This window comes from Actinomadura sp. 3N407 (assembly GCF_052245875.1).
Lineage (GTDB): Bacteria > Actinomycetota > Actinomycetes > Streptosporangiales > Streptosporangiaceae > Spirillospora.
In genome coordinates this window covers 386,667-410,767 of the sequence record NZ_JBQQBP010000007.1, presented here as the reverse complement: position 1 = coordinate 410,767, position 24,101 = coordinate 386,667, and the positions used below count along the sequence as shown (strand labels likewise).

Below are 24,101 nucleotides of genomic sequence, written 5' to 3'. Positions count from 1 at the left end.
GATCGTTCCGGCGGAGGCGAGGACACTCGGCCGAGTCGCGCGGCCACGGGGGTCGGGCCTGATTCCGCGAGGAGAGCAGATGTCACCCTCCGTCCGCCGTCGGCCACTCCGGTACCAGTGGCGGCGCCCGATGGCGGCCGGCTCGGTCGCCGTCGTCCTCGTCGCCGGGATCGGCGCGGTGGGCGCGGGCGCCGCGCAGGCCGCTCCCGCGCGGACGGCGGCGGCGCCGGTCGCGGCCGACAGCGGGGCGCGCATCACCGCGGAGAAGAAGGTCGGCGACCACGCGGTCGACATCACGATCTCCTCCCCGTCGCTGGGCCGGTCGGTGAAGACCCGCATCCTGCTGCCGAAGAACTGGAAGCGCGGCGCGCAGGCGACGTGGCCGGTCCTGTACGCCTTCCACGGCGGCCAGGACGATTACACCTCCTGGGCCAGGAACACCGACATCGAGGCGTGGGCGCTCAAGTACAACGTCATCGTCGCCATGCCCGAGGCCGCCGACGGCTCCTACACCGACTGGTACAACTACGGCAAGGGCGGGACGCCCAAGTGGGAGACCTTCCACACCGCCGAGGTGCGCCAGCTCATGGAGCGCAACTACGGCGCGGGGGCGCTGCGCGCGGCCATCGGCAACTCCTCGGGCGGAGCGGGCGCCATGAGCTACGCGGCCCGGCACCCGGGGCTGTTCAAGTACGCGGCGTCGCTGAGCGGAATCCTGTCGATGCGGTCGATCGGCATGCCGGCGATGCTGATGTTCACCAACGCCAGCAACGGTCAGGACCCGTTCGCGATCTGGGGGATCCCGTGGGCCGACGACGCCAACTGGGCGGCGCACGACCCGTACTCGCTGGCGCCCAAGCTGCGCGGCACCGGCATCTTCTTCTCCTCCGGCACGACGGGCCGTCCGGGCCCCGGCGACCCGAACGTGGCGCCGTGGGACATCGGGCTGCTCAGCGAGATCGCGATCGGCGCGAACACCAAGGAGTTCAAGAAGCGGCTGGACGCGCTGAACATCCCCCACACGGCGCACATCTACGGCGACGGCCGGCACAACTGGCCCGCGTGGATCCGTGAGGCGGGCTTCATCTGGCCGACGCTGATGAAGTCGATCGGCGCCCGCAGGGTGTGACGCCCGCCCGGCCCGTGCGGTGTTGCCTCGTCCCGTCCCGCCCTTTCCCGGTCCCGGCCCGGTTCCGGGGCGGCAGCGGCTGCCGTCCCGGAACCGGGCCGCCGTGTGTCAGCGGTAGCCGAGGCCGTGGCCGAAGGGGTACAGGGCGGTGCCGGGCTCGCCGCGGACGGGGACGGTGACCGGCAGCCGCCCGCGCGGGTTCAGCTCGCCGAACAGGGCCCGGGCGGCCGACCGCAGCGCCTCGGCGGTGTAGGAGTAGGTGGCCAGGTAGGTGGTGGCCTCGGGGAACCAGGCGATGTCGTAGGGGTCGCGGACGGCGATGACGACGACGGGCGTGCCGGTGGCGACGAGGGCCTTGACGAGGTTCATCTGGCCGGGGCCGTTGTGCCCGGGCTCGTCCTTGACGTCCCATGCGCGGTTGGTGACGGCGACGACGAGGTCCTGGCCGCGCGCGGCGGCGACGGCCTCGTCGATCCGCGCCTGGGACGGGTTGACGCCGGTCTGGCTGATGGTGGTGGTGGCGCCGCGCCGGGCGATCTCGGTGCCGAGGGCCGCGGTGGTCGACACGCCCCATCCGGTGACCAGGACGTCGCGGGCGCCGGGCCGCAGCGGCAGGACGCCGGCGTCGTTCTCGACCAGGGTGGTGGTGCGGTCGGCGGCGCGCTGGGCGGCGGCCAGGTGCGCGGGAATCCCGACCACCCGGTCGACCTCGGACTCGTCGGCGTAGGGATCGCGGAACAGGCCGCGCTCGTACTTGAGCTTCAGGATCCGGTACACCGACGCGTCGATGCGCTCCTCGGTCAGCTCGCCGGACTCGACGGCGGCGACGACGGCGGCGAGCTGCCGGGGGAACACTCCGGTGCCGTCGTCGTCCGCGGGCGGCTTGAGCAGCACGTCGGCGCCGGCCTTGAGGGCGAGGACGGGGACGCGCTCGTCGCCGTACTTGTCGCGGACGCCCTGCATGTCGAGGGCGTCGGTGACGACGACGCCGCGGTAGCCGAGGCGGTCGCGCAGGATGCCGGTGAGGATGGGCCGCGACAGGGTGGCGGGGTCGCCGGACGGGTCCAGCGACGGCACGACGATGTGCGCGGTCATGATCGAGTCGACGCCGGCGGCGATGGCGGCGCGGAACGGCGGCAGGTCGAGCCGTTCCCATTCCTCGCGGGTGTGGTCGATCTCGGGGACGCCGATGTGGCTGTCGGTGGTGGTGTCGCCGTGGCCGGGGAAGTGCTTGGCGGTCGCGGTGACCCCGCCGGACCGGTATCCGCGGATCTGCGCGGTGACCATGTCCGACACCAGGCGGGGGTCGGAGCCGAAGGACCGGACGCCGATGACGGGGTTGGCGGGGTTGACGTTGACGTCCGCGTCGGGGGCGTAGTCCTGGTTGATGCCGATGGCGCGCAGTTCCCGGCCGGTGATGCGGGCCAGGGCGCGGGCGTCGCCGGTGCGGCGTCCGGCGGCCAGGGCCATCGCGCCGGGCGACTGGGTCGCGGGCGGCAGGATGCGGGCGACGATGCCGCCCTCCTGGTCGGTGGCGATCGTCGCGGGGATCCGGTGGGGCCGCGCCATCGCGGCGCGCTGGATGCCGTTGGAGAACGCGGCGACCTGCTGGGGGCCGTCGATGTTGGTGCCGTAGTAGATGAATCCGCCGGGCTGGTAGCGGGCCATGACCTGCGCGGCGTTGTCGGCCCCGTACAGCCTTCGGTTGGCGGCGACGTCCCCGGGGTCGGCGGTGTCGGCGCTCTTGCCGTAGATCTGCAGGACGAACAGCTGGGCGGCCTTCTCCTCCAGCGTCATCGACCGCAGGATGCGCATCAGCTCCGGGTTCTTCCCGTGGCCGCCGCCGGGCGGCGCGGCCTGAGCGGCGGGCGTCGTCATGGCGGTGAGGCCGGTGACGGCGAGCGCGCCGGCGGTGAGGCCGGCGAGCCACCGGCGGCGGCGCATGCGGGGACGGTACATGACGGCTCCCTCCGGCCCCCCGGACTGCGGATGATCAAGGTTCCTCCCGGCACGCTAACCCGGGACGGCGGCGCCGTCCACGGCAAGGATCGACGACGCCGCGGCCGGGACGGGTCATTTGCGGCGCAGCCACCGCCACCGGTGGCCGCCGGGCGGGTCGGGTTCGGTCAGCGGATGTTCCTCGACGTGGTAGCGGCGGACGTAGGCGCTCGCGAACGCCTGCACGCTGGCGCCGAACGGCACCGCCAGCAGCACGCCGACCGGGCCGGCGACGGCGGCGCCGGCCAGGATGAGCCCGAACGCGACGGCGGGGTGGACGTCGACGGTGCGGGCGGTGATGCGGGGCTGCAGCAGGTAGTTCTCCAGCTGCTGGTAGCCGAGGATGAACAGCAGCATCCACAGCGCGGCCGACGGCGCCACCGTCAGCGCGATCACGACAGGCGCCGCGCCGGCCAGGTAGGTCCCGACGGCGGGGATGAACTGCGACACCACCCCGACCCACAGCGCGAGGACCGCGGCGTAGGGGATGCCGAGGGCGGCCATGAAGGCGTAGTGCGCGACGCCGGAGATCAGGGCCAGCAGACCGCGCGAGTAGATGTAGCCGCCGGTCTTGTCGACGGCGATCTCCCAGGCCCGCAGCGTGTGCCGCTGGTGGCGGGGCGGCAGCAGGGAGCAGACCGTCCGGCGGAACCGCGGGCCCTCGGCCGACAGGTAGAAGGTGAACAGCAGCACGCCGAGGGCCTTGAAGACGACGCCGAACGCGGTGGCGCCGATTCCCCACACGTTGGTCGCCAGGGACGACAGGTGCCGCGACAGGGCGCCGGTGACGGTGGGGAGCCGCTGGAACAGGGTGTCCTGCGACAGGCTGGTCCCGAAGGTGTCGTTGACCCATCCGATGACCTGGCGGACGGAGCCGGGGAACCCCTCGATGAGGTTGGCGGCCTGGGTGGCCAGCAGCGACCCGATGCCGCCGAGGAACCCGCCGACCAGCACGCCGGCGACCAGGAACATCACCGCGGTGGCGGGGCCGCGCCGCCACCCGTGCCGGGCCAGCCGGTTGACGGCCGGTTCGATCGCGAACGCCAGGAACAGCGAGATCAGCAGGAGCAGCAGCAGGTCCCGCAGCCGCTGCAGCAGCCACATCGCCGCCATGAACGCCAGGACGACGGCGCCGGCGAGCGCGAACGCCTTCGGCAGCCAGGGCGGCATCCTGTGCGCGTCGCCGGCGTCCTGTCCGGCGGGCGGTCCGGTGGGGGCGTCGGGCGGGACGTCGGCGGGCGCGTACGCGGGCCTGTCGCCGGGCGTCTGCGACATGTCCGCACGCTAACCACGTCCCGCCGCCCGTTTCGGGCGTCCCGCCCCGCCGCGGGGCCGATCTTTGCCGAGATTTCAGCCGGCAGGCCCGGTCCGCCCGGTCGGTCGGCTGCGATGCGCGCGGCGCGCGGGGGGCTCTCAGCGGCTCAGCAGGCCGGCGATCGCCTTCTCGAGGGCGCCTTCGCGTCCGGCCGGGGTCCTGGCCTTCAGCAGCGGCAGGATCACCAGGTAGCGGGCGGTCTTGTCGAGCGCCTCGAAGCGGGCGGCGGCGCCGGGGCTGGCGGCCAGGGCCTCGGCCAGGTCGGGCGGGACGGTGACGTTGCGCTGGGCGGCGTAGGCGGCGTCCCACCGGCCGTCGGCCCGGGCGGCGGCGACCTCCGCGAGGCCGGGCGGACGCATCCGGCCGGCGGCGGTCAGCGCCTCGACCCGCTCGACGTTCACCTGCGACCAGGTGCTGCCCTTGCGGCGGCGCGAGTACCGCTGCAGGTAGAAGTCCTCGTCGTGGGCCTTGCGGTGGCTGTCGATCCAGCCGTAGCACAGCGCGATCTCCAGCGCCTCCCCGATCTGGACCGAGGTGACGGCCGACCCCTTCTTGGCGATCTTCAGCCAGGCGCCGCCCTCGTGCTCGTGGTTCTCGGCGAGCCACGCCTCCCACTCGCCGGCGTCCGCGAAGTGCATCATCACCCCAGGATGCCACCCCCCACCGACAGCCGGCGCCTTCACCGGGCCGCCGGTCGGGCGCGGCCTTCCAGGTGATCTGGTCGTGCGTGCGCGCCTCCTCGCCGGCTTCCACCCCATAGGCTCGGCCGCATAGGTGACCCGTCAGGGCGGGCGATGAGCGGATCCGCTCGGCCCGCCCGCGGCCGGGCGACTGTCCGGGGAGGAGCGAGATGGTCAGCGAGAACGCCGCCAGGCTGGCGGTGCTCATCGACGCCGACAACGCCCAGCCCACGATCACCGAGGGGCTGCTGGCGGAGGTCGCCAAGTACGGCACCGCCCACGTCAAGCGCGCCTACGGCGACTGGACCGGGACGAGCCTGCGGGGATGGAAGGAGCAGCTGCTCGCCCAGTCGATCCAGCCGATCCAGCAGTTCGCCTACACGACCGGGAAGAACGCCACGGACGCGGCGATGGTCATCGACGCGATGGACCTGCTGTATTCGGAGCGGTTCGACGGTTTCTGCCTGGTCTCCAGCGACAGTGACTTCACCCGGCTGGCCGCGCGGATCCGTGAGTCGGGCCTGACCGTGTACGGGTTCGGCGAGCGCAAGACGCCCAAGCCGTTCGTGGCGGCGTGCGACAAGTTCGTCTACATCGAGAACCTGGCCTATGACCAGGTCTCGGCCGTGCCCGCCGCCGCGACGCTCACGCCGGCGCCGCCTTCGTCGGCCGCGGCGCTCAAGCAGGACACGGCGCTGGTGAACCTTCTGCGCAACGCGGTGGAGGGCGCCTCGGACGAGGACGGGTGGGCGGCGCTGGCGTCGGTCGGCCACATCATCACCAAGCAGCGTCCCGAGTTCGACTCCCGCAACTACGGCTACGCCAAGCTCAGCGATCTGATCGCGGCGACGACGCTGTTCGAGCTGGACCGGCGCAGCCCGGGTGACGGCAAGCCGGGGATCATCTACGTGCGCGACAAGCGCCAGCGGGACAAGAGGCCCGGCTCGTAGCGATCCGTTCCGCCCGCCGTGCGGGCCGCTGCGGGAGGCGCCATAACGATTGCTTCTGATTCCCAGAAGATTCATGTCTTTGACTTCTTCTGGTCCCGCGCCGACGATGAGGGTGACGGCTCAGGCACAGGGGGAACCATGACGCGGTACGAGAAGGCGATGCGGCCGGAGGACATCACCCGGCTGTTCGTGGAGCGGTCCAACGCCGGGGACGCGGCGGGCGTCGCCGCGCTCTACGAGCGGGACGCGGTGCTGGCCTACCCGCCCGGTTCGCGGACGGTGGGGCGTGAAGCGATCCGCGAGCTGTGGGAGAAGGTGCTGGCCGGCGGTCCGCGCTTCGAGCCGGAGGAGCCGCTGCCGACCCTCGTCAGCGGCGACGTCGCGCTGACCTCGACGCCGCCGAGGGACGGGGCCGGTGCCCGCGCGCAGGTCGCCCGCCGCCAGCCCGACGGGAGCTGGCTGCGGGTCCTGGACCAGCCCGAATTCGTGCCGCCGCGGTAGGCGGGCCGCGGGGCCCGTTCCTGGCCGTGCCGGGCGGCGCGCGGGGATCCGGGTCAGGGGAGGGCGGCGAGGAACGCGGCGACCCGCCGGAGGAGCAGCGCGGTCGCCTCCTCGTCGTAGGAGGGCAGGCCGGCGTCGGTGAACAGGTGCTGATCGCCGGGGTAGAGGAACAGCTCGGCGTCGGTGGTTTCGGTGACGAGGGCGCGTGCGGCGTCGATGTCGCCGTCGCCGGTGAAGACGGGGTCGGCGTCCATGCCGTGCACCTGGACGGGGACGCCGGGCGGCCACGCCCCGCCGAACTCCGAGGCGGGGACGCAGGCGTGCAGCAGCTGCGCGCCCCGCGCGCCGGGGCGTGTCTGGGCGAGCACACCGGGCGTCAGCCCCTGGACGTGGTGGAACAGCAGCACCTCGGCCATGCTGTGATCGTGCCACGATTCGGGCGCACCGTGCCGGGGCGGGAGGAATTTCGCGGGGGATGTCGAGAAGGCCGTTCCGGGTCCGTCCTCTGGTGTGAGGCGCCCGGGTGGGGCGCACCGGCGGAAGGGACACGGCCATGGGACGCCCTGTGGTGCATTTCGAGATCATCGGTAAGGACCCGGCGGGGCTGCGCGGCTTCTACGGCGGGCTGTTCGGCTGGGAGTTCGACGTCGGCGACGCCGCCAGCGAGAAGGTGTCGCGGCCGGGCGGGTACGGGTTCCTGCGGCAGGGTACGGCGGAGATCGCCGGAGGTGTCGGCGGCGGCGACGGCTTCGAGCCGCGGGTGCTGTTCTACGTGGGCGTGGACGACGTGGAGGCGGCGCTGGCGAGGGCGCAGAGCCTGGGCGGGGCGCGGCGGATGGGCCCGGAGCCGCGGTCGGGCGGGGATTTCGCCGTCGGGTGGTTCGCCGACCCCGAGGGCAACGTGGTCGGGGTCGCCGGCCCGCCGCGGAGCGAGCGGAGGGGGACGTGATGAAGTACCTGCTGCTGATCTACGGCAACGCCGAGAACTGGGAGCATCCGATGTTCCTGCGCGATCCGGGGTTCCTGGCGTTGCCGCAGGACGAGCGGGACGCGCTGGCCGCGCAGGCCGAGGAGCTGTTCACCGAGATCACCGAGTCGGGTGAGCTGGTGACCGGGACGGCGCTGGCCGATCCGGTGACCGCCCGCACGATGCGGGTCCGCGACGGTGTGCCGGTCGCGACGGACGGCCCGTATGTGGAGGCCAAGGAGCAGCTGGCGGGGTATTTCGTGGTCGACTGCGATTCCCCGGAGCGCGCGGCGGAGATCGCGGCGCGTTTCCCCGACGCCCGGTTCGCCGCCGTGGAGGTGCGCCCGATCATGAACATGTCCGGACAGGAGATGTGAGCGGCCCGGGCGGCGCGGCCGGGGGCGGCCCCGGGTCCGGCGTCCGGGTCGAGGAGGTGCTGCGCGGGGCGGCGCCGCGGGTGCTGGCGGCGCTGGTGCGGCGGTTCGGGAACTTCGAGACGGCCGAGGACGCGGTGCAGGACGCGCTGCTGGCGGCGGCGACGCGCTGGCCGCGGCAGGGGGTGCCCGATCGCCCGGACGCGTGGCTGGTCCGGGTCGCGTCGCGGCGGATGACCGATCTGCTGCGCGGTGCGGCGGCGGCCCGGCGGCGGGAGGAGACGGCGGCGGCGCGGACGCCGCCGCACGAGCGGGTCGCGCCCGCCGCCGACGCCGCCGCGGACTCGGCGGAGCCGGGCGGCGACGACACGCTGACGCTGCTGCTGCTGTGCTGCCATCCGGCGCTGACGCCGCCGTCGCAGGTCGCGCTGACGCTGCGGGCGGTCGGGGGGCTGACCACGGCGGAGGTCGCGCGGGCGTTCCTGGTGCCGGAGGCGACGATGGCGCAGCGCATCAGCCGCGCCAAGCAGCGGATCAGGGCGGCGGGCGGCCGGTTCCGGATGCCGCCGGAGGGTGAGCGGGACGCGCGGATCCGCGCCGTCCTGCACGTCCTGTACCTGGTCTTCAACGAGGGGTACACGGCCAGTTCGGGCCCTGACCTGCAGCGCGGTGAGCTGACCGGGGAGGCGATCCGGCTGGCGCGCGCCGTGCACGGGCTGCTGCCCGACGACGGGGAGGTCGCGGGGCTGCTGGCGCTGATGCTGCTCACCGACGCGCGCCGCCCCGCCCGCACCGCGGCGGACGGGAACCTGGTCCCGCTCGCCGAGCAGGACCGCACCCGGTGGGACCGTGCGTCCATCGCCGAGGGCACCGGGCTGATCACCCGGACGCTGGCGCGTGCCCGGCTGGGGCCGTACCAGGCGCAGGCGGCGATCGCGGCGGTCCACGCGGACGCGGCCCGCGCGCGCGACACCGACTGGCCGCAGATCGTCGCGCTGTACGAGCTGCTGGAGCGGCTGGACCCGGGTCCGGTGGTGACGCTCAACCACGCCGTCGCGGTCGCGATGGCGCGGGGGCCGCGGGCGGGGCTGGCGCTGCTGGGACCGCTGGAGGACGACGTGCGGATGGCGGGGCATCACCGGCTGCACGCCGTCCGGGCGCATCTGCTGGAGATGGCCGGTGACGGCGCGGGGGCGCTGGCGGAGTTCCGGGCGGCGGCGCGGCTGACGACGAGCGTGCCGGAGCAGCGGTATCTGCGGGGCCGCGCCGACCGCCTCACCGCGATGAGGCAGGATGCCCGGCATGGGTGAGGTCTTCACGCACCGGCTGCGGGTGCGGTACAGCGAGTGCGACCAGCAGGGCGTGGTGTTCAACGGCCACTACCTGTTCTTCTACGACGTGGCGCTGACGGAGATGTGGCGGGCGCTGATCGGCGAGTACGGGCAGATGGTGGAGGACGGCTACGACCTGGTGGTGGCGGAGGCGCGGATCCGGTACCGGGACGGCGCGCGGTTCGACGAGCTGCTGGACGTGTCGATGCCGGTGGCGCATCTGGGGGTGACGAGCATGGTGGTCCGTCCGGTGTTCCGGGTGGGGGAACGGCTCATCGCCGACGGGGAGGTGCGGCACGTGTTCATCGACCCGGCGTCCAAGGCCAAGCGGGAGATGCCGCCGGAGGTCAGGTCGGCCCTGGAGCCCCGTCTGGAGGGTCCGGGCCGGGATGGGGCGGGACAGGCGGCCGGCGCCTCGTCAGGCTCACTTTCGCCTTGACGACGTCTGCAACATCGCGCGAATCCCGGATTTGGAATCGGGGTTCCGCCTGACGTGCCCGGCACAGTTCCCGCGCGTCTGATTCAACTGGGTGCCGCGTCCCCGGGGCAACCCCTTTATCAGGGCCGGCCCCGGGGGTTCAGCGGGCGAACAGGGAGGCGTAGACGGTGCGGTCGCCGTCGGTGACGATCTGCCCGGCCAGGTGCGGGGCGGTGACGGTGGACAGCCTCAGCCCGAGGTAGCGGTCCTCCTCCCGCAGGTCGGCGGGCCCGGCGGGGACGGCGGCGAGCCGGTCGCCGATCTCGGCGAGGCGGGCGGCGCGGTCGCGTTCCAGGGCGCCGCGCAGCCCGGCGACACCGCCGGCGGGGCCGCCGAACGGCGCGGCGGCGGCCGGGGGTGCGGGCTCGGCGTGCCAGGCGGCGACGCCGTAGGCGAAGCACACCAGCGCGGTCCACATCTCGGCGAAGTAGCCGGGGCCGGGGGTGATCTCCAGGCCGGCGAAGGCGCCGGAGATGAGGAACAGGGCGCCGACCTGCCCGGGCTGCGGTTCCAGGCGGGACCGGAACTGGGTGAGGACGGGCCGCTTGCGCGACAGGATCTGCTCCAGGTGCCCGCGCCGCGCGAGGCCGTAGCGGGCGTTGAGGCCGGAGATGTCGTCCCACAGCTTGCTGTAGCCGTGGACGCCGCGCAGTTCCAGGGCGCGGGCGCGCAGTTCCAGCGGCAGGACGAAGAACCACTGGTCGGCCCCGGCGAGGTAGCCGCCCTGGCTTTCCTGGACGCAGCAGGCGTCGTCGAACAGCAGGCTCTGCCCGGGCGCCAGGAACGCCGACCGGCACAGGGCGTGGTTCTGGGCGCGGTCCTGGATGTAGCCGATGTGCAGCGGGACGATCGCGACGCCGGAATCGGCGGCGTTGCTGAGCTCGACGCGCCCGTAGCCGGTGACCCTGGACAGTTTCAGGCCGGTGCGGGGCGGGGTGAAGCCGGGGTGGGCGGGCCCGGAGATCGGCACCATGGTCAGCGCCCCGGCCTGCTGGGGGGTGCCGAGGCGGTGCCCGGCGAGGCTGAGCGGGCCGGGGACGAGGGTGTCGAGCGCCGTCATCTGGGTCATGCGGTGCTCCTTTCCGTTCATGCGGCGCGCGCGGCGGGCCCGGGATCGGCGGGCCCGCCGCGCACACCGGCGGGTCGGGGCGGGTCAGGCGGCGAGGCCGGTGGCCAGGCCGTCGGCCCGCCGGTCCAGGACGTCCAGGCGGGCGTGCAGGGCGGCGCGCAGCCAGGGCGCGCCGGCGTCGCAGTGCCCGAACATCCAGGGCAGCAGCTCGGCGAAGTCGTCCTGGTGCCAGAATCCGCGCTGCGGCAGGGCCGGGGCGGGGCGCCGCAGCGTCAGGTCGTCGCTGCCGGTGAACAGGGCGTGGCAGAACACCACCGGGGTGGTGACACCGGCGCGCGGCAGGCTCGCCACGACGCGGGCCAGGTCGCCGGGGAACACGTTCTCGTAGCCGTCGGAGACGACGGCGACCAGGTCGGGTGCGGTGCCGAGGGCGTCCAGGACGCCGGCGGCCAGGTCGGTCGCGCCGCGCGGGGCGCGTTCGTCGCCGCCGACCTCGATGACCTCCAGCCCCGCGCACACTTGGGACAGCACCATCCGCAGCGCGGCGGCCTGCGACAGCACGGCCCACTCGCGGTCGCCGTAGCCGCGCATGGACGCCGAGGCGTCCAGGACGAGCGCGACGGTCCCCTCGAAGCGGGGGAACGCGGCGGCGGCGGCGCCGACGTAGCGGCCGAGCGCGGCGTACAGGTCCTCGGCGGGGCCGCCCCGGTACAGGTGGACGAGGGTCGCGGCGATGTCGCCGCGGTTGGTGGCGGTGACGGTGGGGGGACGCTCGCGTGCGGCGTCGAGGGGCAGCACCGGCTCGCTCGGCACGGCCCGCTGCCCCGCCGGGCCCGCGGCGGGGCGCGGCGCCGCGTCGTAGAGGTCGCGGACGCGGGCGGGCGCGGCGGCGGGGTCGGTGAGGAACCGCAGCAGGCGCCGCCGCAGGTAGTCCGAGGCGGTGTCGCCGTCGGCGATGCGGCGGGCGCAGCCGCGGGCGGCGGCCTTGCCGAGGGCGTGCTCGAAGCAGTCGAGCAGGGCGGGGCGGCGCGCGGCGATGAGCGCGTCGGCGTCGGGGTGCTCCAGCACGAACCGCAGCGCGGTGCGGGTGGTGTGCTTGTGGTTGGCGCGCAGCCGCCGCAGCGCGAGCAGGACGGTGATGACGTGCGCGGGCGGCAGGGCGAGGGTCAGGACGCGGGCGACGCGGGCCTGCACGGCGCGGGTGTGCTCGTCCAGCCCGGCCTGGGTGGCGGCGAGGATCTGCAGCAGCACGCGGGCGCGCTGCCAGGTCCGCACGCCGGGTGCGAGGCCGAGCAGCGCGTAGCCCTCGGCGTCGAGGGTGTGGGCGGCGCGGTGCAGCCCGGCGTCGTCCCAGCGCAGGGTGCCTCCCCTGGGCAGGGTGAGGGGGGTGTCGTGGTCGTGCAGGTGGGCAAGGAGCGTGGGGGTGTCCATGATTGTTCGCCTCCGCAATCATGGAGTGTAGGAACGATCGGGAGCGGCCCGACACTCATTTTCGGGCGGCGGTCCCTCCCGCGGTGCTTTCCGCCCGGGCGGCTACGCCTCGGCGGCGGTCGCGGAGGGGGCGCCGGTCACGGTGGTGCCGCCGGCGTCGGGCGCCCGCCTGTTCGGCGGCGAGGACCCCCGGCGCGCGCCCGGCGCGGCGTCGCCGGGCAGGGCGGCGGGGCGGGCGGCGGCGCGCTGGGCGAGGTAGGCGCCGGTCAGCACGATGACGCCGCCGAGCATCTGCGCGGGGGTGAGGCGCTCGCCCAGCACGGCCCAGGCGATGAGGGCGGCGGCGACGGCCTCGGTGTAGCAGATCGCACCGCCGACCTGCGCGGGGAGCCGCTGCAGCCCGGCGACGCCGGCGAGGTAGGCCGCGACGGTGCTGACGACGCCGATCCAGGCGACGAGCGTCCAGCCGGGCGCGGCGAACCCGGCGACGGGGACGGGCGCGGGCAGCACGCCCCACGGCAGCGCCCAGGGGGCGGCGGGCGCGGTGAGCGCGACGGCCGCGACGGCGGTGCCGGACGCGGTGATGACCAGGGGGTCGACCTTCCCGGCGAGGCGGTCGACGATGAGGAAGTAGGCGGCCTGGCACGCGGCGGCGCCGAACCCGGCGGCCAGGCCGAGCGGGTCCAGGGACAGGCCCGCCCACACCTGCACGACCATCGCCAGCCCGGTCATCGCGACCGCGACGCCGGCGGCGGCGGCGCGGTGCACCGGGACGCGGCGCACCAGCCGCAGCCACGCCAGCACGATCACCGGGCCGCTGAACTCCAGCAGGATCGCCACGCCGACCGGGAGCCGGGACGCGGCCACGAAGTAGCACGCCTGGCAGCCCGCCACGCCCGTCAGCCCGTAGAAGACCAGGCGCCCCAGGTGGGGGCGCAGGCCGCGCGCGGCCGACCGTCCCCGCAGGATCACCGTGACCGGGACCAGCACCAGCGCCGCCGTCGCGATCCGCAGCCACACCGCCTGCAGCGGTCCCAGCCCGGCCTCGATGAGGGCCTTGCCGAACGGCCCGGACGCGCCGAAGCACACCGACGCCACCAGCACCAGGCCGACGCCCCAGGCGCGCGCCCGCGCCGCCCCGTCCGCCGCCGCCACTGCTCACCCCCGCGCCGCACGCGCCGCACCGTCCGCTCACCCGCCCCGCGCAGGCTAATGAGCATGGTGCCATAACACTCCTTACACGTCGATGGCGGGGGCACCGGCCCGCACAGGGATACCGGGCCGTGACTGCGGCGATGCCGGACGCGCCGCCCGGTGGGACTACTATTCGCCGAATGAGCTGGCAGGCGGCCGGGGCGGGGCCCGGCGGAACCGGAGGCGGGCCGAGCGGGGACCTGTTCGCATCGGTCGAGGGCAACGTGCGCGAGCTGGTCGCCTCCCCCTGGTGGCAGACCGCCCAGCCCGCCGACCGCGCCGGCCAGATCGCCGCGCGGATGCTGTGGGGCGCGGGCGAATGGTGGCTGTACGGGGCGTGGGGCCGCTGGTACCGGTGCGGCCTGGACGGCGCCTGGCACCCCTGCCCTCCCCCCGCCGCGTTCGAGGACCGCCGCGTCGCGGTCCCCGCACCGCCCGGCGCCGGGACCCCGCCCGTCCCGCCGCAGCTGTTCCCCACCGGCCCGGACCTGTCCGCCGGTCGGGTCGCGCCGCTGGGGTTCCTCGGGCCCGTGCCCGACACCGCGGTCGTGGCGCGCATCTCCCAGGCCCTCACCACCGCGCTGGCCGTCAACCCGCAGCAGTTCGCCCAGCGCGACCCCATGTTCCAGCCCGGGACGCCCAGCACCGTCGCCGCCGCGTGGGGCGCGCTGCTGTGGTGCGCCGGGTCCCCGGTGGTGCTGACCGAGCATCCGCTGATCGAGTCGTTCATCCCGTTCCTGACCACCTCGGCCGACCAGCTGCACTGGATGATGCCGCCCGACTTCGCCACCCTGGCCGGCTACTACATCAACCGCCTGGGCGCCGGCGACGGCGGCGGCGCCGCCCACATCGCCCGCGTCATGTACGAGGTCGCCGCCGGGCTGCAGGCCGACCCCCGGTTCCGTCCCGGCGCCGACGCCCTGGCGGCGGTGACCGCGGCGTCGCTGCGGATGGTCAACCAGGACATGGCCACCGTCCGGTACGGGCCCGAGGCGATCCTGCAGGAGTGGCGGCGCCGCTGCCCCGCCGAGTTCGCCACGCCGATGGTCCGCGACACCGCGCCCGGCGAGTACCTTCGCCTGGCCCTGTACGACCTGCAGCAGATCGTCGCCGGGCTGACCGGCCCGCGCCCCGCCGCGCCGGGCCGCGGCCACGACGAGGTGCGCCGCGCCGGGATCGCGGTGCTGGCCGCCGACCTGCAGGCCGCGCCGGGCGCGCTGCCGGCGCTGCAGCCGTGGCTGGACCCCGACAGCGCCCGCACCCTGCAGGCGGTGCTGGGCGACCCGGCCAACCCGCTGCGGTCGCTGTGGCCGCGCGACGGGCGGCTGCCGGACACGCTGCGCGGCGACGACCCCGACGCGCTGGCCGCGCTGCTGTCGACCACCTACACGCTGGGGCTGACGTGGTGCCGGCTGGCGCAGGTCCCGCCGCCGGCGACCGGTTTCGCGGTGCCGCAGGCGGTCGCGGCGGAGCTGACGTCCCCGGCGATGCACACCCCGCCGTCCACCGACGAGTTGTCGGCGTGGGACATCATCAAGGCCGCCCGCGCCCACATGGCGGCCGAGCGCGCCGACCGGCCGGTGGCGCCGGTGCCCGAGCCGGCGCAGGACGCGCCGGGCCCGCCGCCCGCGGTGGCGCCGGCCCCGCCCCCCGCCGCGCCGGCGCCGCCCCCCGCCGCGCCGGCGCCGCCCCCGGCCGCACCGGAACCGCCCGCGCCCGCAGAGCCCGCCCCGCCGGTGCCCGCACCGTCGCCGCCGGTCTCTCCGCCCGCCTTCCCGGGGGCGCCGCGGCAGGCGCGGCATGACCAGCAGGCGCCGCCTCCGCCGCCGCCCGCTCCCCCGTCCTCCCCGCCTCCGCCGGAACCGTTCGGATCACAGCCGCCCCCGCCCCCGCCTGCTGCCGAGCCGCCCGCCGCGGAGGAACCGCCCGCACCGGCGTGGCCGCAGCCGGACGCGACGACCGCCGATGCCGCGTCCGCGTCCCCGCCGCCCATGCCTCCGCCGCCGCCCGCGCCGGCGGAGTCTCCCGCACCGGCGGAGCCGGCGTGGCCGCCGGAACCGCAGCACACGCAGCTCGACACCGACGCGTTCCGGACCCAGCTCGACCCGGGCCCGGCGTGGCCGGGCGCGGACGCCCCCGCGGCGCCGCCCGCCGCGCCGCCGCCCGGTCCCGCTCCGCAGGCGGATCTGCCGCCCCCGCCGGCGCCGGTGGCGGAGGCGCCGCCGCCGATGCCGGCGGCGCCCGTCCCCGAGCACGGCCCGCAGATCGCCGAGGCGTACGGGATCCGGTTCCTGTGCGGCGCCGACGACATCGAGCGCGTGGTGACGGAGGTGCGGCGGCGCGGCAAGTGGGCGCGGCGGCTGCGCGGGCAGGAGGTGTCCAGCGCGTCGGCGCCGGCGCTGCTGCTGATCGGGACGCCGTCCAGCGGGCAGCGGCGGCTGGCGCGGATGGTCGCGGCGGCGCTGGCGGAGGTGGAGGCCTCCAGCGGCGAGGTCCACAGCGCGCACGCCGAGGACCTGCGCGAGCACGGCCCCGACGGGCTGCGCGCGGTGCTGGACGAGCACTCGGGCCACGTCCTGCTGCTGGACGGCCTGGACGGCCTGATCCTGGACGAGGCGCAGGGCCCGGCGTACGCGTCGGTGCTGTACCGGGCGCGGCTGGAGGGCGTCAACGACACCGCGCTGCTGGCGACGTGCGAGCCGGACCGGGTCGGGGAGCTGTCGGCGGCGTCGCCGGAGCTGGTGACCGATCTGCGGGCCGTGCGGCTGCCGGACGTGGACGCCCCGGAGGCGCGTGCGGCGCTGGTGGGGCTGCTGGCCGAGGAGCGCCGCCTGCGGCTGGGCTCGGACGCCTGGACGGTGGTGCACCGCGACGTGGGGTCCCTGCGCGCGCGGGGGCGGCTGACCGGCGCGCGTCTGGTGGAGGCCTACCTGGACCGGGCCGCGACGCGGCACCTGGGCAGTGCGGAGGCGACGCAGGCGATCGGGAGCGCGCTGTCGCTGACGGCGGCCGATTTCGAGGGACTGGCCGCGGAGCTGTCGGGCCGCTGACCGCACGCCCTCCGAGCTGCACCCCCTTCCCGGCCGGTCCCGTCCCGGCCGGTCCCGGTTGCGCGCCGGGGACGGCCCCGCGGCCTGCCCGGGGGCGCGATTCCCCTTGCCCGCAGGCGATCTGGGCCCCCGCGCGGCGGCGGATTGTCGGTGTGCGGGGTCACGATGGGGGTGTGGATCGCGTTGACCGGCTGCTGGCGCTCGTCGCCGAGCTGCGGGCGGCCTCCCCCGAGCCGCTGGACCACGCCGCGCTGGCGGAGCGGCTGCGGGTCAGCGAGCGGACCGTCCGCCGCGACCTGGAGCTGCTGACGCACGGCGGTCTGCCGGTGCGGCCGGTGAAGGGCCGCGGGTACGTGCTGCCGGACGAGCCGGAGCCGGCCCCGCTGAGCGAGGCGGACTCGCTGACGGGCCCGGTGCACGACACGCTGGCCGAGGCCGTCCGGACCCGCCGCGTCGTCCGGCTCTCCTACACCGATCAGGCGGGGTCGCGCAGCTTCCGCGACGTGGAGGCGCACGGCCTGGTCGTGGCCCCCTACGGGGAGTACCTGGTGGGGTGGTGCCGGATGCGGGACGGGCCGCGGATGTTCCGGCTGGACCGGATCGGCGCGGCGTTCCTGTCGGGGCGGGGCGCGGAGGTCCGTGACCTGGACGCGCTGCTGGCGGCGCTGCGGGTGCCGATGCCGCGTCCCCCGGCCGAGCCGGGGCCGCGCGGCCCGGCGGGCGCGGCCCGGGCGCGGGCGTGGACGCTGGACCGGCTGGAGTTCGTGCGGTCCCGGCTGCGGGACGCGGCGGCGGAGGTCCGCGGCGGGACGGGCGGCGCCGCGCTGCGGGGCGTGCTGGGTCATCTGGCGGAGTGGACGCGGTGGCAGGCGGCGGCGATCCGGGCGGCGGCGACGGGCGAGGAGCCGGTCCTTGAGGGGCGCCCGCCGCGTTTCCCGGAGGGTTTCGGCCGGGAGATGCCCTTCGACGCGCGGGAGCGGATGATCCAGGACGCGATGGCGCTGCGGTCCCTGGGCGACCTGGCCCGCGATCTGCAGGAGGTGCTGGAGGCGGTGGGGCACTGGGCGGCGGGCTGCGACGACGCGCTGTGGGAGGCCGAGCTGCCCGACCCGCGCCCCTACGGCCCGCCGGGTCCGCCGCGTCCGCTGGCGGACCTGCTGGCGGGGTGGCGGGGGCCGCTCGCCCATATCGAGTGGCATCTGGACCGCCTGACCGATGAGCCGCCGCCGGCGCCGTCGGGGGACGACGAGGAGGTGTGGATCGTCGACCGCTGCCCGCTGCAGGCGTGACCGGGCGGCGCCCGGTCAGGGCGCGGCGGGCGGGTGGCCGCCGGGCGGGTTCAGCGGGCGGGTGAACCAGACGGTCTTGCCGCCCGCCTCCGGGCGGGTGCCGTGTTCGGCGGCCAGCGCGGCGACCAGGAGCAGCCCGCGGCCTGCCTCGGACCAGTCCAGGACGTGCGGCTCGGCGGGCGCGGCGGGCACGGCGGGGTCGGCGTCGCCGACCTCGGCGAGCAGGCGGCGGCCGTCCAGGCGCAGGGCGAGCCGGACGGGCCCGGCGCCGTGCACGACGGCGTTGGTGACCAGCTCGTCGACCATGAGGACGACGTCGCCGATGTCGCCGGGGTCGGTGACGCGCCATTCGCGCAGCGTGCGCGCGGTGAGGGTGCGGGCACGGGACGCGGCGCGCGGCTCGGCGGCCAGATCCCAGGACGCCGCCGCGGCGCCTCCGCCCGCGTCCGGTTCCGCGCCGGCGTCCGCGCCGGCGCCGCCGGGCCGTGCGATCGCGGCCGCCATGCTCGCTGCCATGCTCGCTGCCGTGTGCGCTCCTGTCGCCGTCCCCCTGCTCCCCGCTGCCGCCGCCGTCCCCGCGTTCCCCGCCGGGGCGGCCTCCGTCTCCGCCTCCGTTCCCGCCGTCCCCGCCGCCTCCGTTTCCGTGTTCGGTGCCGGCGGTCCCGTGGTCGTCGCCTCTGTGGTGGTGGTCCCCGTGGTGGTCACTGCCCCGTCTCCTCACCTGTGCCGGGTCGCGCGGGCCGGCGGTCTGTGCCCCCGGGGCGGTTCTCCCCGGGTGCGGCCGCGTCCGGGGGCGGTGCCGGTGTGGCCGGGCCGGCCTTCCCCGTGCCGGCGCGGCCGCGGTCCCCCGGGCATTTCCCGCGTTCGCTCATATTCAGGGACGCGTCGCCCGCGGGGGTGGTGCACGGGTTCAGGGAACCCTCACCCGCGGGTGAGGTGATCGGGACAGGGGGGTGCGGTGGAGGAGGCACTGGCGGGGAGCCGTTACAGTGGGTGGGTCGGTGTGGCATGTGTCCCCCGGGCTCTACCTGACGCCTTCGGGGAATACCGCCGGTCCCATGCGGTCCGGGCTGGAGCTTCGTTGTGCCTTTCGCCGTGAGGCGACCACCACACCGGCTTGAACGCCGAGGCCCCGGCGAGCTTGATCTCGCCGGGGTCTCGGCGTTCGCGTGTCCGCGGGGTGTCGTCTCCGGGGCGGGGCGGGGTCGTCCGGCCGCGGCGGGGCCGCCGCCGGGGTTCGCGGGGTGGTGTCTAGGGCGGGGGGTCCGGGACGGTGTCCCGGTGGGGTGTCATAGTGCCGCCGCCGCGATCGCGGCGCCGATCGCGGCGAGGACGATGATGACGGCGGCCGCGGTGAGTGCGGCGGTGCGGGCGCGGCGGCGGGGGCCGCCGAGCCGTGCGAGGCGATGGGCCAGCCGCGGGTCGTCCTCGCTCAGGCGGACCTCGATCTGCGTGAGGATCCGCTGCTCCTCCATCGACAGCGCCATGCTCATACCTCCGGGGGGTCAGGTGTCTGGTTCTTCCCCACGGAGCATGATCATTATCCCTTCGGTGCGGTGACCGTCACGCCGCGGGCGGGGGCGCTCTGGTGGTGGAGGCGGTCCAGGGCGGTGACGTAGTAGGTGTAGGTGCGGCCGGGTTCGGCGGACGGGTCGATGATGCCGCCGCCGCGGACGTCGGCGATGAGGTGCGCGGGGTCGACGGGGGCGCAGGCGGCGCGTTCGCCGTCCACCCGGTAGACGGCGTAGGCGGCGGCGCCCTCGGACGGCCGCCAGGTGACCTTGACGTCGTCGTCGCCGTGCGGGCGGGCGGTGGTGTCCTGGACGGGCGGTGGCGCCTTGCCGCCGCCGCCGGCGGGCCGCAGGGCGGGGCGGCCGTAGTGGTCGTCGCGGAGCCGTTCGGCGAATCCGCGGCGGTTCTCGGCGATGTCGGAGGCGCTGAAGAACACGTCGCCGTTCACCTGCGGGTACTTGGCGTTGAGGGTGAGGTGGCGCGACAGTTCGGCGGGGTCCTTCCAGGCGGAGTCCGCGCCGACGCGGTAGGCGCCCTGCCCGATGGTCAGTTGCACGCCGGTGCCCTTGACCTGCTCGGCCCACCAGGCGACGAGCTCGGCGTAGTCGGCGCGGGCGTCGCCGATGGGCCAGTACAGCTGGGGGGTGACGTAGTCGAGCCACCCCTTCTTGATCCATTTGCGGGTGTCGGCGTAGATGTCGTCGTAGCTCTGCAGGGCGCGGGTGTCGGAGCCCGCGGGGTCGCTGGACTTGTTGCGCCACACCCCGAACGGGCTGATGCCGAACTGCACCCACGGCTTGGCCTCGTGGATGCGGCGGGACAGGTCCTCGACGAGGAGGTCGACGTTGCGGCGCCGCCAGTCGTCCTTGTCCATGCCGCCGCCGTGGGCCTTGTAGGTGGCCTGGTCGGGGAACTCGCCGTCCTCGGGGTAGGGGTAGAAGTAGTCGTCGAAGTGCACGGCGTCGATGTCGTACTTGCCGACGACGTCCATGACGGCCTTGGTGGCCAGTTCCCGGACCTGCGGGATGCCCGGGTCGTACCACAGGCCGTCGCCGTACTCGCGGACCCAGTCGGGGTGCTGCCGGGCGGGGCTCTTCCGCGACAGCTTCTTCAGGTCGTCGTCGCGGGAGACGCGGTAGGGGTTGAACCAGGCGTGGAATTCCAGGTTGCGGGCGTGGGCCTCCTTGAGCATGAACGCCAGCACGTCGTAGCCGGGGTCCTTGCCCTGGGTCCCGGTGATCCACTGCGACCACGGTTCGAGGGGCGAGTCGTAGAACGCGTCGGAGTTGGGGCGGATCTGCACGAACACCGCGTTCATGTTCATCTGCCGGGCGGTGTCCAGCAGGCGGGTGAACTGCTTTTTCTGCTCGGCGGCGGAGTCGCCGGTGTCCTCGGGCCAGTCGATGCCGCCGACGGTGGCGATCCACATGGCGCGCAGCTGCCGCGCCCGGGTGCCGTCCGGTGCGGGCACGCCGGCGCATTCGGCGTCCGCGCCGGCGGGGACGGGCGCGCGGGCGGCGGCGCCGCGTTCGTCGGTGCCGCCGAGGGCGGGGATGCCGCAGCCGGCCAGCGCGCCCGCCGACATCGCCGCCGTGAGTGCCGCCGCCGCCATTCTGATCTTGGATCGCCACATAGCGCGCCCATTGTTACCCACGCGGCGGGATGCTGCGTACGAAACGACGATGCCCGTGTGATGCCCGACCGTCCCTTTTGACCTGCCACGGCGTTGCGATCTTCGAACACGCGTTCCATACTGGACCGGAGTGTTGTCGTTCAGGTGTTCGAAGGGGGCGGGTGTGCGCTGGGACCATCTGCGGCTGGACGGCGACGACCGGCCGGACCCCGCGCCGGACGTGCCGCTGATCGAGCGGCGGGCGGTCGCGCGCACGATCGACACGCCGGAGTTCCGCGGCATGACCTTCTACGAGGTCCACGCGAAGACGGTCGTCAACAAGGTCCCGGAGGCCTCCCGCGTCCCGTTCCGCTGGACGGTCAACCCCTACCGGGGCTGCTCCCACGCATGCTCGTACTGCTTCGCCCGGAAGACTCACGAATATCTGGATCTGGACTCGGGGGCGGACTTCGACTCGCGGATCGTGGTGAAGGTGAACGCGGCCGAGCGGGTCCGGGCGGAGCTCGCGGCGCCGCGGTGGCGGGGCGAGCACATCGCCCTGGGCGCCAACGTCGACTGCTACCAGCGTGCCGAGGGCCGCTACCGGCTGATGCCGGGGATCCTGGCGGCCCTGCGGGACGCCGCCAACCCGTTCTCCGTCCTGACCAAGGGGTCGCTGATCCTGCGGGACCTGCCGCTCCTGCGGGAGGCCGCCGAGCGCACGCGGGTGAGCGCGGCGGTGTCGGTCGGGTCGGTGGACCGGGACCTGGCGCGGCTCGTGGAGCCGGGCGCCCCGCCGCCGCGCAGGCGCCTGGAGGTGTGCGCGGAGCTGAACGAGGCGGGCATCGGCTGCGGCGTCCTGATGGGCCCCGTCCTCCCCTACCTGTCGGACTCCCCCGCCCAGCTGGAGGCGGCGGTCCGGGAGATCGCCGACGCGGGCGCCACGTCGGTGTCGGCGATCACGCTGCATCTGCGCCCGGGCGCCCGCGAGTGGTTCCTGGCGTGGCTGCGCGCGCACCACCCGGACCTGGTCGTCCCCTACGCGCGGCTGTACCGCGGCGGCGCCTACGCGCCCAAGGCCTACCAGGACCGCGTCTCCCGGCGGGTCGCGGACCTGGCGGCCCGGTACGGGATCGGCGGCCGCGCCGCGCGCCGCGAAGCCGCGGCTCCCCCGCCGCCCGCCGCGCCGCAGCAGATGTCGCTCCTGTGACCTCCGGGCCCCCGCCCCGGTTGTGCGGCCCGCTCGGGTCTGTGCGGCCCGCTCGGGTCTGTGCGCCTGGCCGGGTCCGTGCCGCCGGGGTGAGGCGCGCGGTCAGGCGGCACCGGGCCGGGCGGCGGGTCCGGTGACCGTTTCGGTGCCGCCGGGGGTGTCGGTGCGGTGGACGGTGAGGCCGGTGCGGCCGGGGGCCAGGTGGGGGCGCAGGACGAGGTCGGCGTCGTAGTCGCCGCCGAGTTCGGCGCGGTAGGGCAGGGGCGCGGCGGTGGGCAGGCCGCGCAGCCGCTCGTCGAGGGCGGCCTCGGCGGCGGCGCGGTCGGCGGGGCCGGCGCGGTCGGCGCCGGTGACGACCAGGGGCGGCAGGACGTCCATGCCGGTGTAGTGGAGCGTGCCGTGCAGGAGGGGGAACAGGACGTCGTCGGCGTGGCCGTGGACGCCGCGGGGGCCCAGCCCGGTGGGGCGGGCGCCGGCGGTGGTGACGACCAGGGCGCGGCGGCCGGCCAGGCCGCCGTCGCCGTAGCGCAGGGTGCGGCCGTCGCCGTCGGTGACGCCGAACGCGAACCCCTGGACGAAGACGCGGTCGAACCAGCCCTTGAGGATGGCGGGCATCCCGAACCACCACAGCGGGAACTGCACGACGACGGCGTCCGCCCAGGTGATCTTGTCCTGTTCTTCGCGGATGTCGGGGGCCAGGCCGCCGGCGGCGTGGGCGCGTTCGGACGCGGCGCCGACGATGAGGCGGCGGCGGGGGTCGTGGCCGAAGTCGGCGGGCCCGACGAGCGGGTTCCAGCCCATCGCGTACAGGTCGGAGTGGCGGACGCGGTGGCCCAGGCGCCGCAGGGTGGCGGCGCCGTGGTCGCGGAGGGCGCCGTTGAGCGAGCGCCGCTCGGGGTGCGCGAAGACCCACAGGACGTTCATCGCCGGTCTCCCCTTTCGGTGTCGTGTTCGGGTGCTCTCCGATGCTGCCGGGGCGCCCCGGTCCGCCGCGAGTGGCCGGTCGGCCATGATGTGCAAGGATCGGGCCATGATGGTCGCGGGCGGCAGGCAGCGGGTGGCGGTCCTGGTGCGCGAGGGTGTGCTGCCGATGGAGCTGGGGATCGTCCACCAGCTGTTCGGGAACGCGCGTGGGGCGGGCGGCGCGCCGCTCTACGAGGTGGCGTCGTGCGCGGTGGAGCCGGGGGCGGTGCCCACCGACGCCGACTTCGCGGTGGCGGTGCCGCACGGGCTGTCGGCGGTCGCCGCCGCGGACACGGTGATCGTGCCGGCTTCGCACGGGCTGGACGAGACGTGCCCGGGCGGCGGGCCGGTCCCGGCGGCGCTGGTGGCGGCGCGGGCGCGGGGCGCGCGGATCGCGTCGATCTGCACGGGCGCGTTCGTGCTGGCGGCGGCGGGCCTGCTGCAGGGGCGCCGGGCGACGACGCACTGGCTGTCGTGCGACCGGTTCGCCGCCCGGTTCCCGGGGGTGCGGGTGGACGCGGCGGTCCTGTACGCCGACGAGGGGGACGTGCTGACCTCGGCCGGGGAGGCGGCCGGCATCGACCTGTGCCTGCACATGATCCGCCGTGACCACGGCGCGGCGGTCGCGGGGGACGTGGCGCGCCGCACGGTGGTGCCGCCGCACCGCGAGGGCGGGCAGGCGCAGTTCATCGCGCGGCCGGTGCCCGAGCCCCGCGACTCCTCCACGGCGGCGGCGCGGGCGTGGGCGCTGGAGCATCTGGACCGGCCGGTGACGCTGGCGGGGCTGGCGGCGCGGGAGTCGATGAGCGTGCGGACGTTCACGCGCCGGTTCCGGCAGGAGACGGGGGTGTCGCCGCAGGTGTGGCTGACCGCGCAGCGGGTGGAGCGGGCGCGGCGGCTGCTGGAGGAGACCGGCCTGCCCGTCGACGCGGTCGCGGCGCGCGCGGGGTTCGGGACGGCGGCGTCGCTGCGGTCGCACCTGCAGGCGGCGGTGGGGGTGTCCCCGACGGCCTACCGCGCCACGTTCCGCGGCCCCTGACCCCCTCCC

Annotated in this window: 22 protein-coding genes; 11 read left to right on the top strand and 11 right to left on the bottom strand. The window is 75.6% G+C overall.

From position 1 onward, the window contains the following. The first annotated feature begins 79 nt into the window (after window positions 1-79). Window positions 80-1,129 carry an alpha/beta hydrolase gene (locus ACTWPP_RS20670; protein WP_443105937.1) on the top strand — a complete coding sequence of 350 codons (1,050 nt, stop codon included), beginning with the start codon at window positions 80-82 and terminating at the stop codon, window positions 1,127-1,129. A gap of 108 nt (window positions 1,130-1,237) precedes the next feature. Here the strand turns inward: ACTWPP_RS20670 and ACTWPP_RS20665 are convergent, their stop codons facing one another. The 3 genes from ACTWPP_RS20665 to ACTWPP_RS20655 all read right to left on the bottom strand — a co-directional run bounded on the left by ACTWPP_RS20665 (window position 1,238) and on the right by ACTWPP_RS20655 (window position 5,083). Further along, window positions 1,238-3,088 (bottom strand): glycoside hydrolase family 3 protein, encoded by a 1,851-nt coding sequence (locus ACTWPP_RS20665; RefSeq protein WP_443105936.1) that lies wholly within the window; start codon window positions 3,086-3,088, stop codon window positions 1,238-1,240. Window positions 3,089-3,202: 114 nt separating this feature from the next. After that, window positions 3,203-4,402 carry an AI-2E family transporter gene (locus tag ACTWPP_RS20660; protein ID WP_443105935.1) on the bottom strand — a complete coding sequence of 400 codons (1,200 nt, stop codon included), beginning with the start codon at window positions 4,400-4,402 and terminating at the stop codon, window positions 3,203-3,205. Between the two features lie 138 nt (window positions 4,403-4,540). Next, window positions 4,541-5,083 carry a YdeI/OmpD-associated family protein gene (locus ACTWPP_RS20655; RefSeq protein ID WP_443105934.1) on the bottom strand — a complete coding sequence of 181 codons (543 nt, stop codon included), beginning with the start codon at window positions 5,081-5,083 and terminating at the stop codon, window positions 4,541-4,543. A 209-nt stretch (window positions 5,084-5,292) separates the two neighbouring features. On the opposite strand from ACTWPP_RS20655, the gene ACTWPP_RS20650 reads away from it, so the two are divergent. Both ACTWPP_RS20650 and ACTWPP_RS20645 read left to right on the top strand, forming a co-directional pair. Beyond that, on the top strand, window positions 5,293-6,072 hold the full coding sequence (locus tag ACTWPP_RS20650; protein WP_443105933.1) for an NYN domain-containing protein: 780 nt from the start codon (window positions 5,293-5,295) through the stop codon (window positions 6,070-6,072). A gap of 138 nt (window positions 6,073-6,210) precedes the next feature. Beyond that, complete coding sequence (locus ACTWPP_RS20645; protein ID WP_443105932.1) at window positions 6,211-6,573, top strand: YybH family protein; 363 nt, start codon at window positions 6,211-6,213, stop codon at window positions 6,571-6,573. Window positions 6,574-6,626: 53 nt separating this feature from the next. Here ACTWPP_RS20645 and ACTWPP_RS20640 read toward each other — a convergent pair whose 3' ends face one another. Further along, entirely contained in the window at window positions 6,627-6,989 is a 363-nt protein-coding gene (locus ACTWPP_RS20640; RefSeq protein WP_443105931.1) for a dienelactone hydrolase family protein, read from the bottom strand. 137 nt (window positions 6,990-7,126) lie between these two features. Between ACTWPP_RS20640 and ACTWPP_RS20635 the strand changes: the two genes are divergently transcribed. From ACTWPP_RS20635 to ACTWPP_RS20620, 4 genes are read left to right on the top strand one after another with little or no spacing between them, the layout of a single operon-like run. Next, complete coding sequence (locus tag ACTWPP_RS20635; RefSeq protein WP_443105930.1) at window positions 7,127-7,522, top strand: VOC family protein; 396 nt, start codon at window positions 7,127-7,129, stop codon at window positions 7,520-7,522. Beyond that, on the top strand, window positions 7,522-7,917 hold the full coding sequence (locus ACTWPP_RS20630; protein ID WP_443105929.1) for a YciI family protein: 396 nt from the start codon (window positions 7,522-7,524) through the stop codon (window positions 7,915-7,917). Before ACTWPP_RS20635 ends, ACTWPP_RS20630 begins: the two co-directional genes overlap by 1 nt. Continuing rightward, entirely contained in the window at window positions 7,914-9,224 is a 1,311-nt protein-coding gene (locus ACTWPP_RS20625; RefSeq protein WP_443105928.1) for an RNA polymerase sigma factor, read from the top strand. The genes ACTWPP_RS20630 and ACTWPP_RS20625 overlap by 4 nt, the downstream gene beginning before the upstream one ends. Continuing rightward, window positions 9,217-9,684, top strand: coding sequence for an acyl-CoA thioesterase (locus ACTWPP_RS20620; RefSeq protein ID WP_443105927.1), 468 nt, complete (start codon window positions 9,217-9,219; stop codon window positions 9,682-9,684). Before ACTWPP_RS20625 ends, ACTWPP_RS20620 begins: the two co-directional genes overlap by 8 nt. Window positions 9,685-9,823: 139 nt before the next feature. On the opposite strand, the gene ACTWPP_RS20615 is transcribed toward ACTWPP_RS20620, so the two are convergent. The 3 genes from ACTWPP_RS20615 to ACTWPP_RS20605 form a co-directional block, all read right to left on the bottom strand. Beyond that, on the bottom strand, window positions 9,824-10,792 hold the full coding sequence (locus tag ACTWPP_RS20615) for an ARPP-1 family domain-containing protein (RefSeq protein ID WP_443105926.1): 969 nt from the start codon (window positions 10,790-10,792) through the stop codon (window positions 9,824-9,826). A gap of 84 nt (window positions 10,793-10,876) precedes the next feature. Continuing rightward, complete coding sequence (locus ACTWPP_RS20610; RefSeq protein ID WP_443105925.1) at window positions 10,877-12,223, bottom strand: hypothetical protein; 1,347 nt, start codon at window positions 12,221-12,223, stop codon at window positions 10,877-10,879. A 102-nt stretch (window positions 12,224-12,325) separates the two neighbouring features. Beyond that, window positions 12,326-13,378, bottom strand: coding sequence for an EamA family transporter (locus ACTWPP_RS20605; RefSeq protein WP_443105924.1), 1,053 nt, complete (start codon window positions 13,376-13,378; stop codon window positions 12,326-12,328). 179 nt (window positions 13,379-13,557) lie between these two features. Between ACTWPP_RS20605 and ACTWPP_RS20600 the strand changes: the two genes are divergently transcribed. Beyond that, window positions 13,558-16,467 carry a hypothetical protein gene (locus ACTWPP_RS20600; RefSeq protein ID WP_443105923.1) on the top strand — a complete coding sequence of 970 codons (2,910 nt, stop codon included), beginning with the start codon at window positions 13,558-13,560 and terminating at the stop codon, window positions 16,465-16,467. 173 nt (window positions 16,468-16,640) lie between these two features. Beyond that, window positions 16,641-17,756 carry a helix-turn-helix transcriptional regulator gene (locus ACTWPP_RS20595; RefSeq protein WP_443105922.1) on the top strand — a complete coding sequence of 372 codons (1,116 nt, stop codon included), beginning with the start codon at window positions 16,641-16,643 and terminating at the stop codon, window positions 17,754-17,756. A 15-nt stretch (window positions 17,757-17,771) separates the two neighbouring features. Here ACTWPP_RS20595 and ACTWPP_RS20590 read toward each other — a convergent pair whose 3' ends face one another. From ACTWPP_RS20590 to ACTWPP_RS20580, 3 genes are all read right to left on the bottom strand, one after another. Further along, the gene (locus ACTWPP_RS20590) at window positions 17,772-18,272 is read right to left on the bottom strand and encodes an ATP-binding protein (RefSeq protein ID WP_443105921.1); all 501 of its coding nucleotides are present in this window, start codon (window positions 18,270-18,272) and stop codon (window positions 17,772-17,774) included. A 773-nt stretch (window positions 18,273-19,045) separates the two neighbouring features. Next, window positions 19,046-19,243, bottom strand: a complete 198-nt coding sequence (locus ACTWPP_RS20585; RefSeq protein ID WP_443105920.1) for a DUF3040 domain-containing protein — start codon at window positions 19,241-19,243, stop codon at window positions 19,046-19,048. 53 nt (window positions 19,244-19,296) lie between these two features. Next, window positions 19,297-20,901, bottom strand: a complete 1,605-nt coding sequence (locus ACTWPP_RS20580; protein ID WP_443105919.1) for a glycoside hydrolase family 10 protein — start codon at window positions 20,899-20,901, stop codon at window positions 19,297-19,299. Window positions 20,902-21,064: 163 nt separating this feature from the next. Here ACTWPP_RS20580 and ACTWPP_RS20575 point away from each other — a divergent pair, with 163 nt between their 5' ends. After that, complete coding sequence (locus tag ACTWPP_RS20575) at window positions 21,065-22,090, top strand: Rv2578c family radical SAM protein (protein WP_443105918.1); 1,026 nt, start codon at window positions 21,065-21,067, stop codon at window positions 22,088-22,090. A 102-nt stretch (window positions 22,091-22,192) separates the two neighbouring features. Here ACTWPP_RS20575 and ACTWPP_RS20570 read toward each other — a convergent pair whose 3' ends face one another. After that, window positions 22,193-23,014: an NAD(P)H-dependent oxidoreductase gene (locus ACTWPP_RS20570; protein WP_443105917.1), complete on the bottom strand. Its 822-nt coding sequence runs from the start codon at window positions 23,012-23,014 to the stop codon at window positions 22,193-22,195. A 106-nt stretch (window positions 23,015-23,120) separates the two neighbouring features. On the opposite strand from ACTWPP_RS20570, the gene ACTWPP_RS20565 reads away from it, so the two are divergent. Beyond that, a complete protein-coding gene (locus tag ACTWPP_RS20565) occupies window positions 23,121-24,092 on the top strand; it encodes a GlxA family transcriptional regulator (protein WP_443105916.1) in 972 nt (323 codons plus the stop codon). Window positions 24,093-24,101 lie beyond the last annotated feature (9 nt).

Coding starts and splice junctions, on each gene's coding strand:
- ACTWPP_RS20670 (WP_443105937.1), top strand. CDS start 80: ATGTCACCCTCCGTCCGCCGTCGGCCACTCCGGTACCAGTGGCGGCGC.
- ACTWPP_RS20665 (WP_443105936.1), bottom strand. CDS start 3,088: ATGTACCGTCCCCGCATGCGCCGCCGCCGGTGGCTCGCCGGCCTCACC.
- ACTWPP_RS20660 (WP_443105935.1), bottom strand. CDS start 4,402: ATGTCGCAGACGCCCGGCGACAGGCCCGCGTACGCGCCCGCCGACGTC.
- ACTWPP_RS20655 (WP_443105934.1), bottom strand. CDS start 5,083: ATGATGCACTTCGCGGACGCCGGCGAGTGGGAGGCGTGGCTCGCCGAG.
- ACTWPP_RS20650 (WP_443105933.1), top strand. CDS start 5,293: ATGGTCAGCGAGAACGCCGCCAGGCTGGCGGTGCTCATCGACGCCGAC.
- ACTWPP_RS20645 (WP_443105932.1), top strand. CDS start 6,211: ATGACGCGGTACGAGAAGGCGATGCGGCCGGAGGACATCACCCGGCTG.
- ACTWPP_RS20640 (WP_443105931.1), bottom strand. CDS start 6,989: ATGGCCGAGGTGCTGCTGTTCCACCACGTCCAGGGGCTGACGCCCGGT.
- ACTWPP_RS20635 (WP_443105930.1), top strand. CDS start 7,127: ATGGGACGCCCTGTGGTGCATTTCGAGATCATCGGTAAGGACCCGGCG.
- ACTWPP_RS20630 (WP_443105929.1), top strand. CDS start 7,522: ATGAAGTACCTGCTGCTGATCTACGGCAACGCCGAGAACTGGGAGCAT.
- ACTWPP_RS20620 (WP_443105927.1), top strand. CDS start 9,217: ATGGGTGAGGTCTTCACGCACCGGCTGCGGGTGCGGTACAGCGAGTGC.
- ACTWPP_RS20615 (WP_443105926.1), bottom strand. CDS start 10,792: ATGACCCAGATGACGGCGCTCGACACCCTCGTCCCCGGCCCGCTCAGC.
- ACTWPP_RS20610 (WP_443105925.1), bottom strand. CDS start 12,223: ATGGACACCCCCACGCTCCTTGCCCACCTGCACGACCACGACACCCCC.
- ACTWPP_RS20600 (WP_443105923.1), top strand. CDS start 13,558: ATGAGCTGGCAGGCGGCCGGGGCGGGGCCCGGCGGAACCGGAGGCGGG.
- ACTWPP_RS20590 (WP_443105921.1), bottom strand. CDS start 18,272: ATGGCAGCGAGCATGGCGGCCGCGATCGCACGGCCCGGCGGCGCCGGC.
- ACTWPP_RS20585 (WP_443105920.1), bottom strand. CDS start 19,243: ATGGCGCTGTCGATGGAGGAGCAGCGGATCCTCACGCAGATCGAGGTC.
- ACTWPP_RS20580 (WP_443105919.1), bottom strand. CDS start 20,901: ATGTGGCGATCCAAGATCAGAATGGCGGCGGCGGCACTCACGGCGGCG.
- ACTWPP_RS20570 (WP_443105917.1), bottom strand. CDS start 23,014: ATGAACGTCCTGTGGGTCTTCGCGCACCCCGAGCGGCGCTCGCTCAAC.
- ACTWPP_RS20565 (WP_443105916.1), top strand. CDS start 23,121: ATGATGGTCGCGGGCGGCAGGCAGCGGGTGGCGGTCCTGGTGCGCGAG.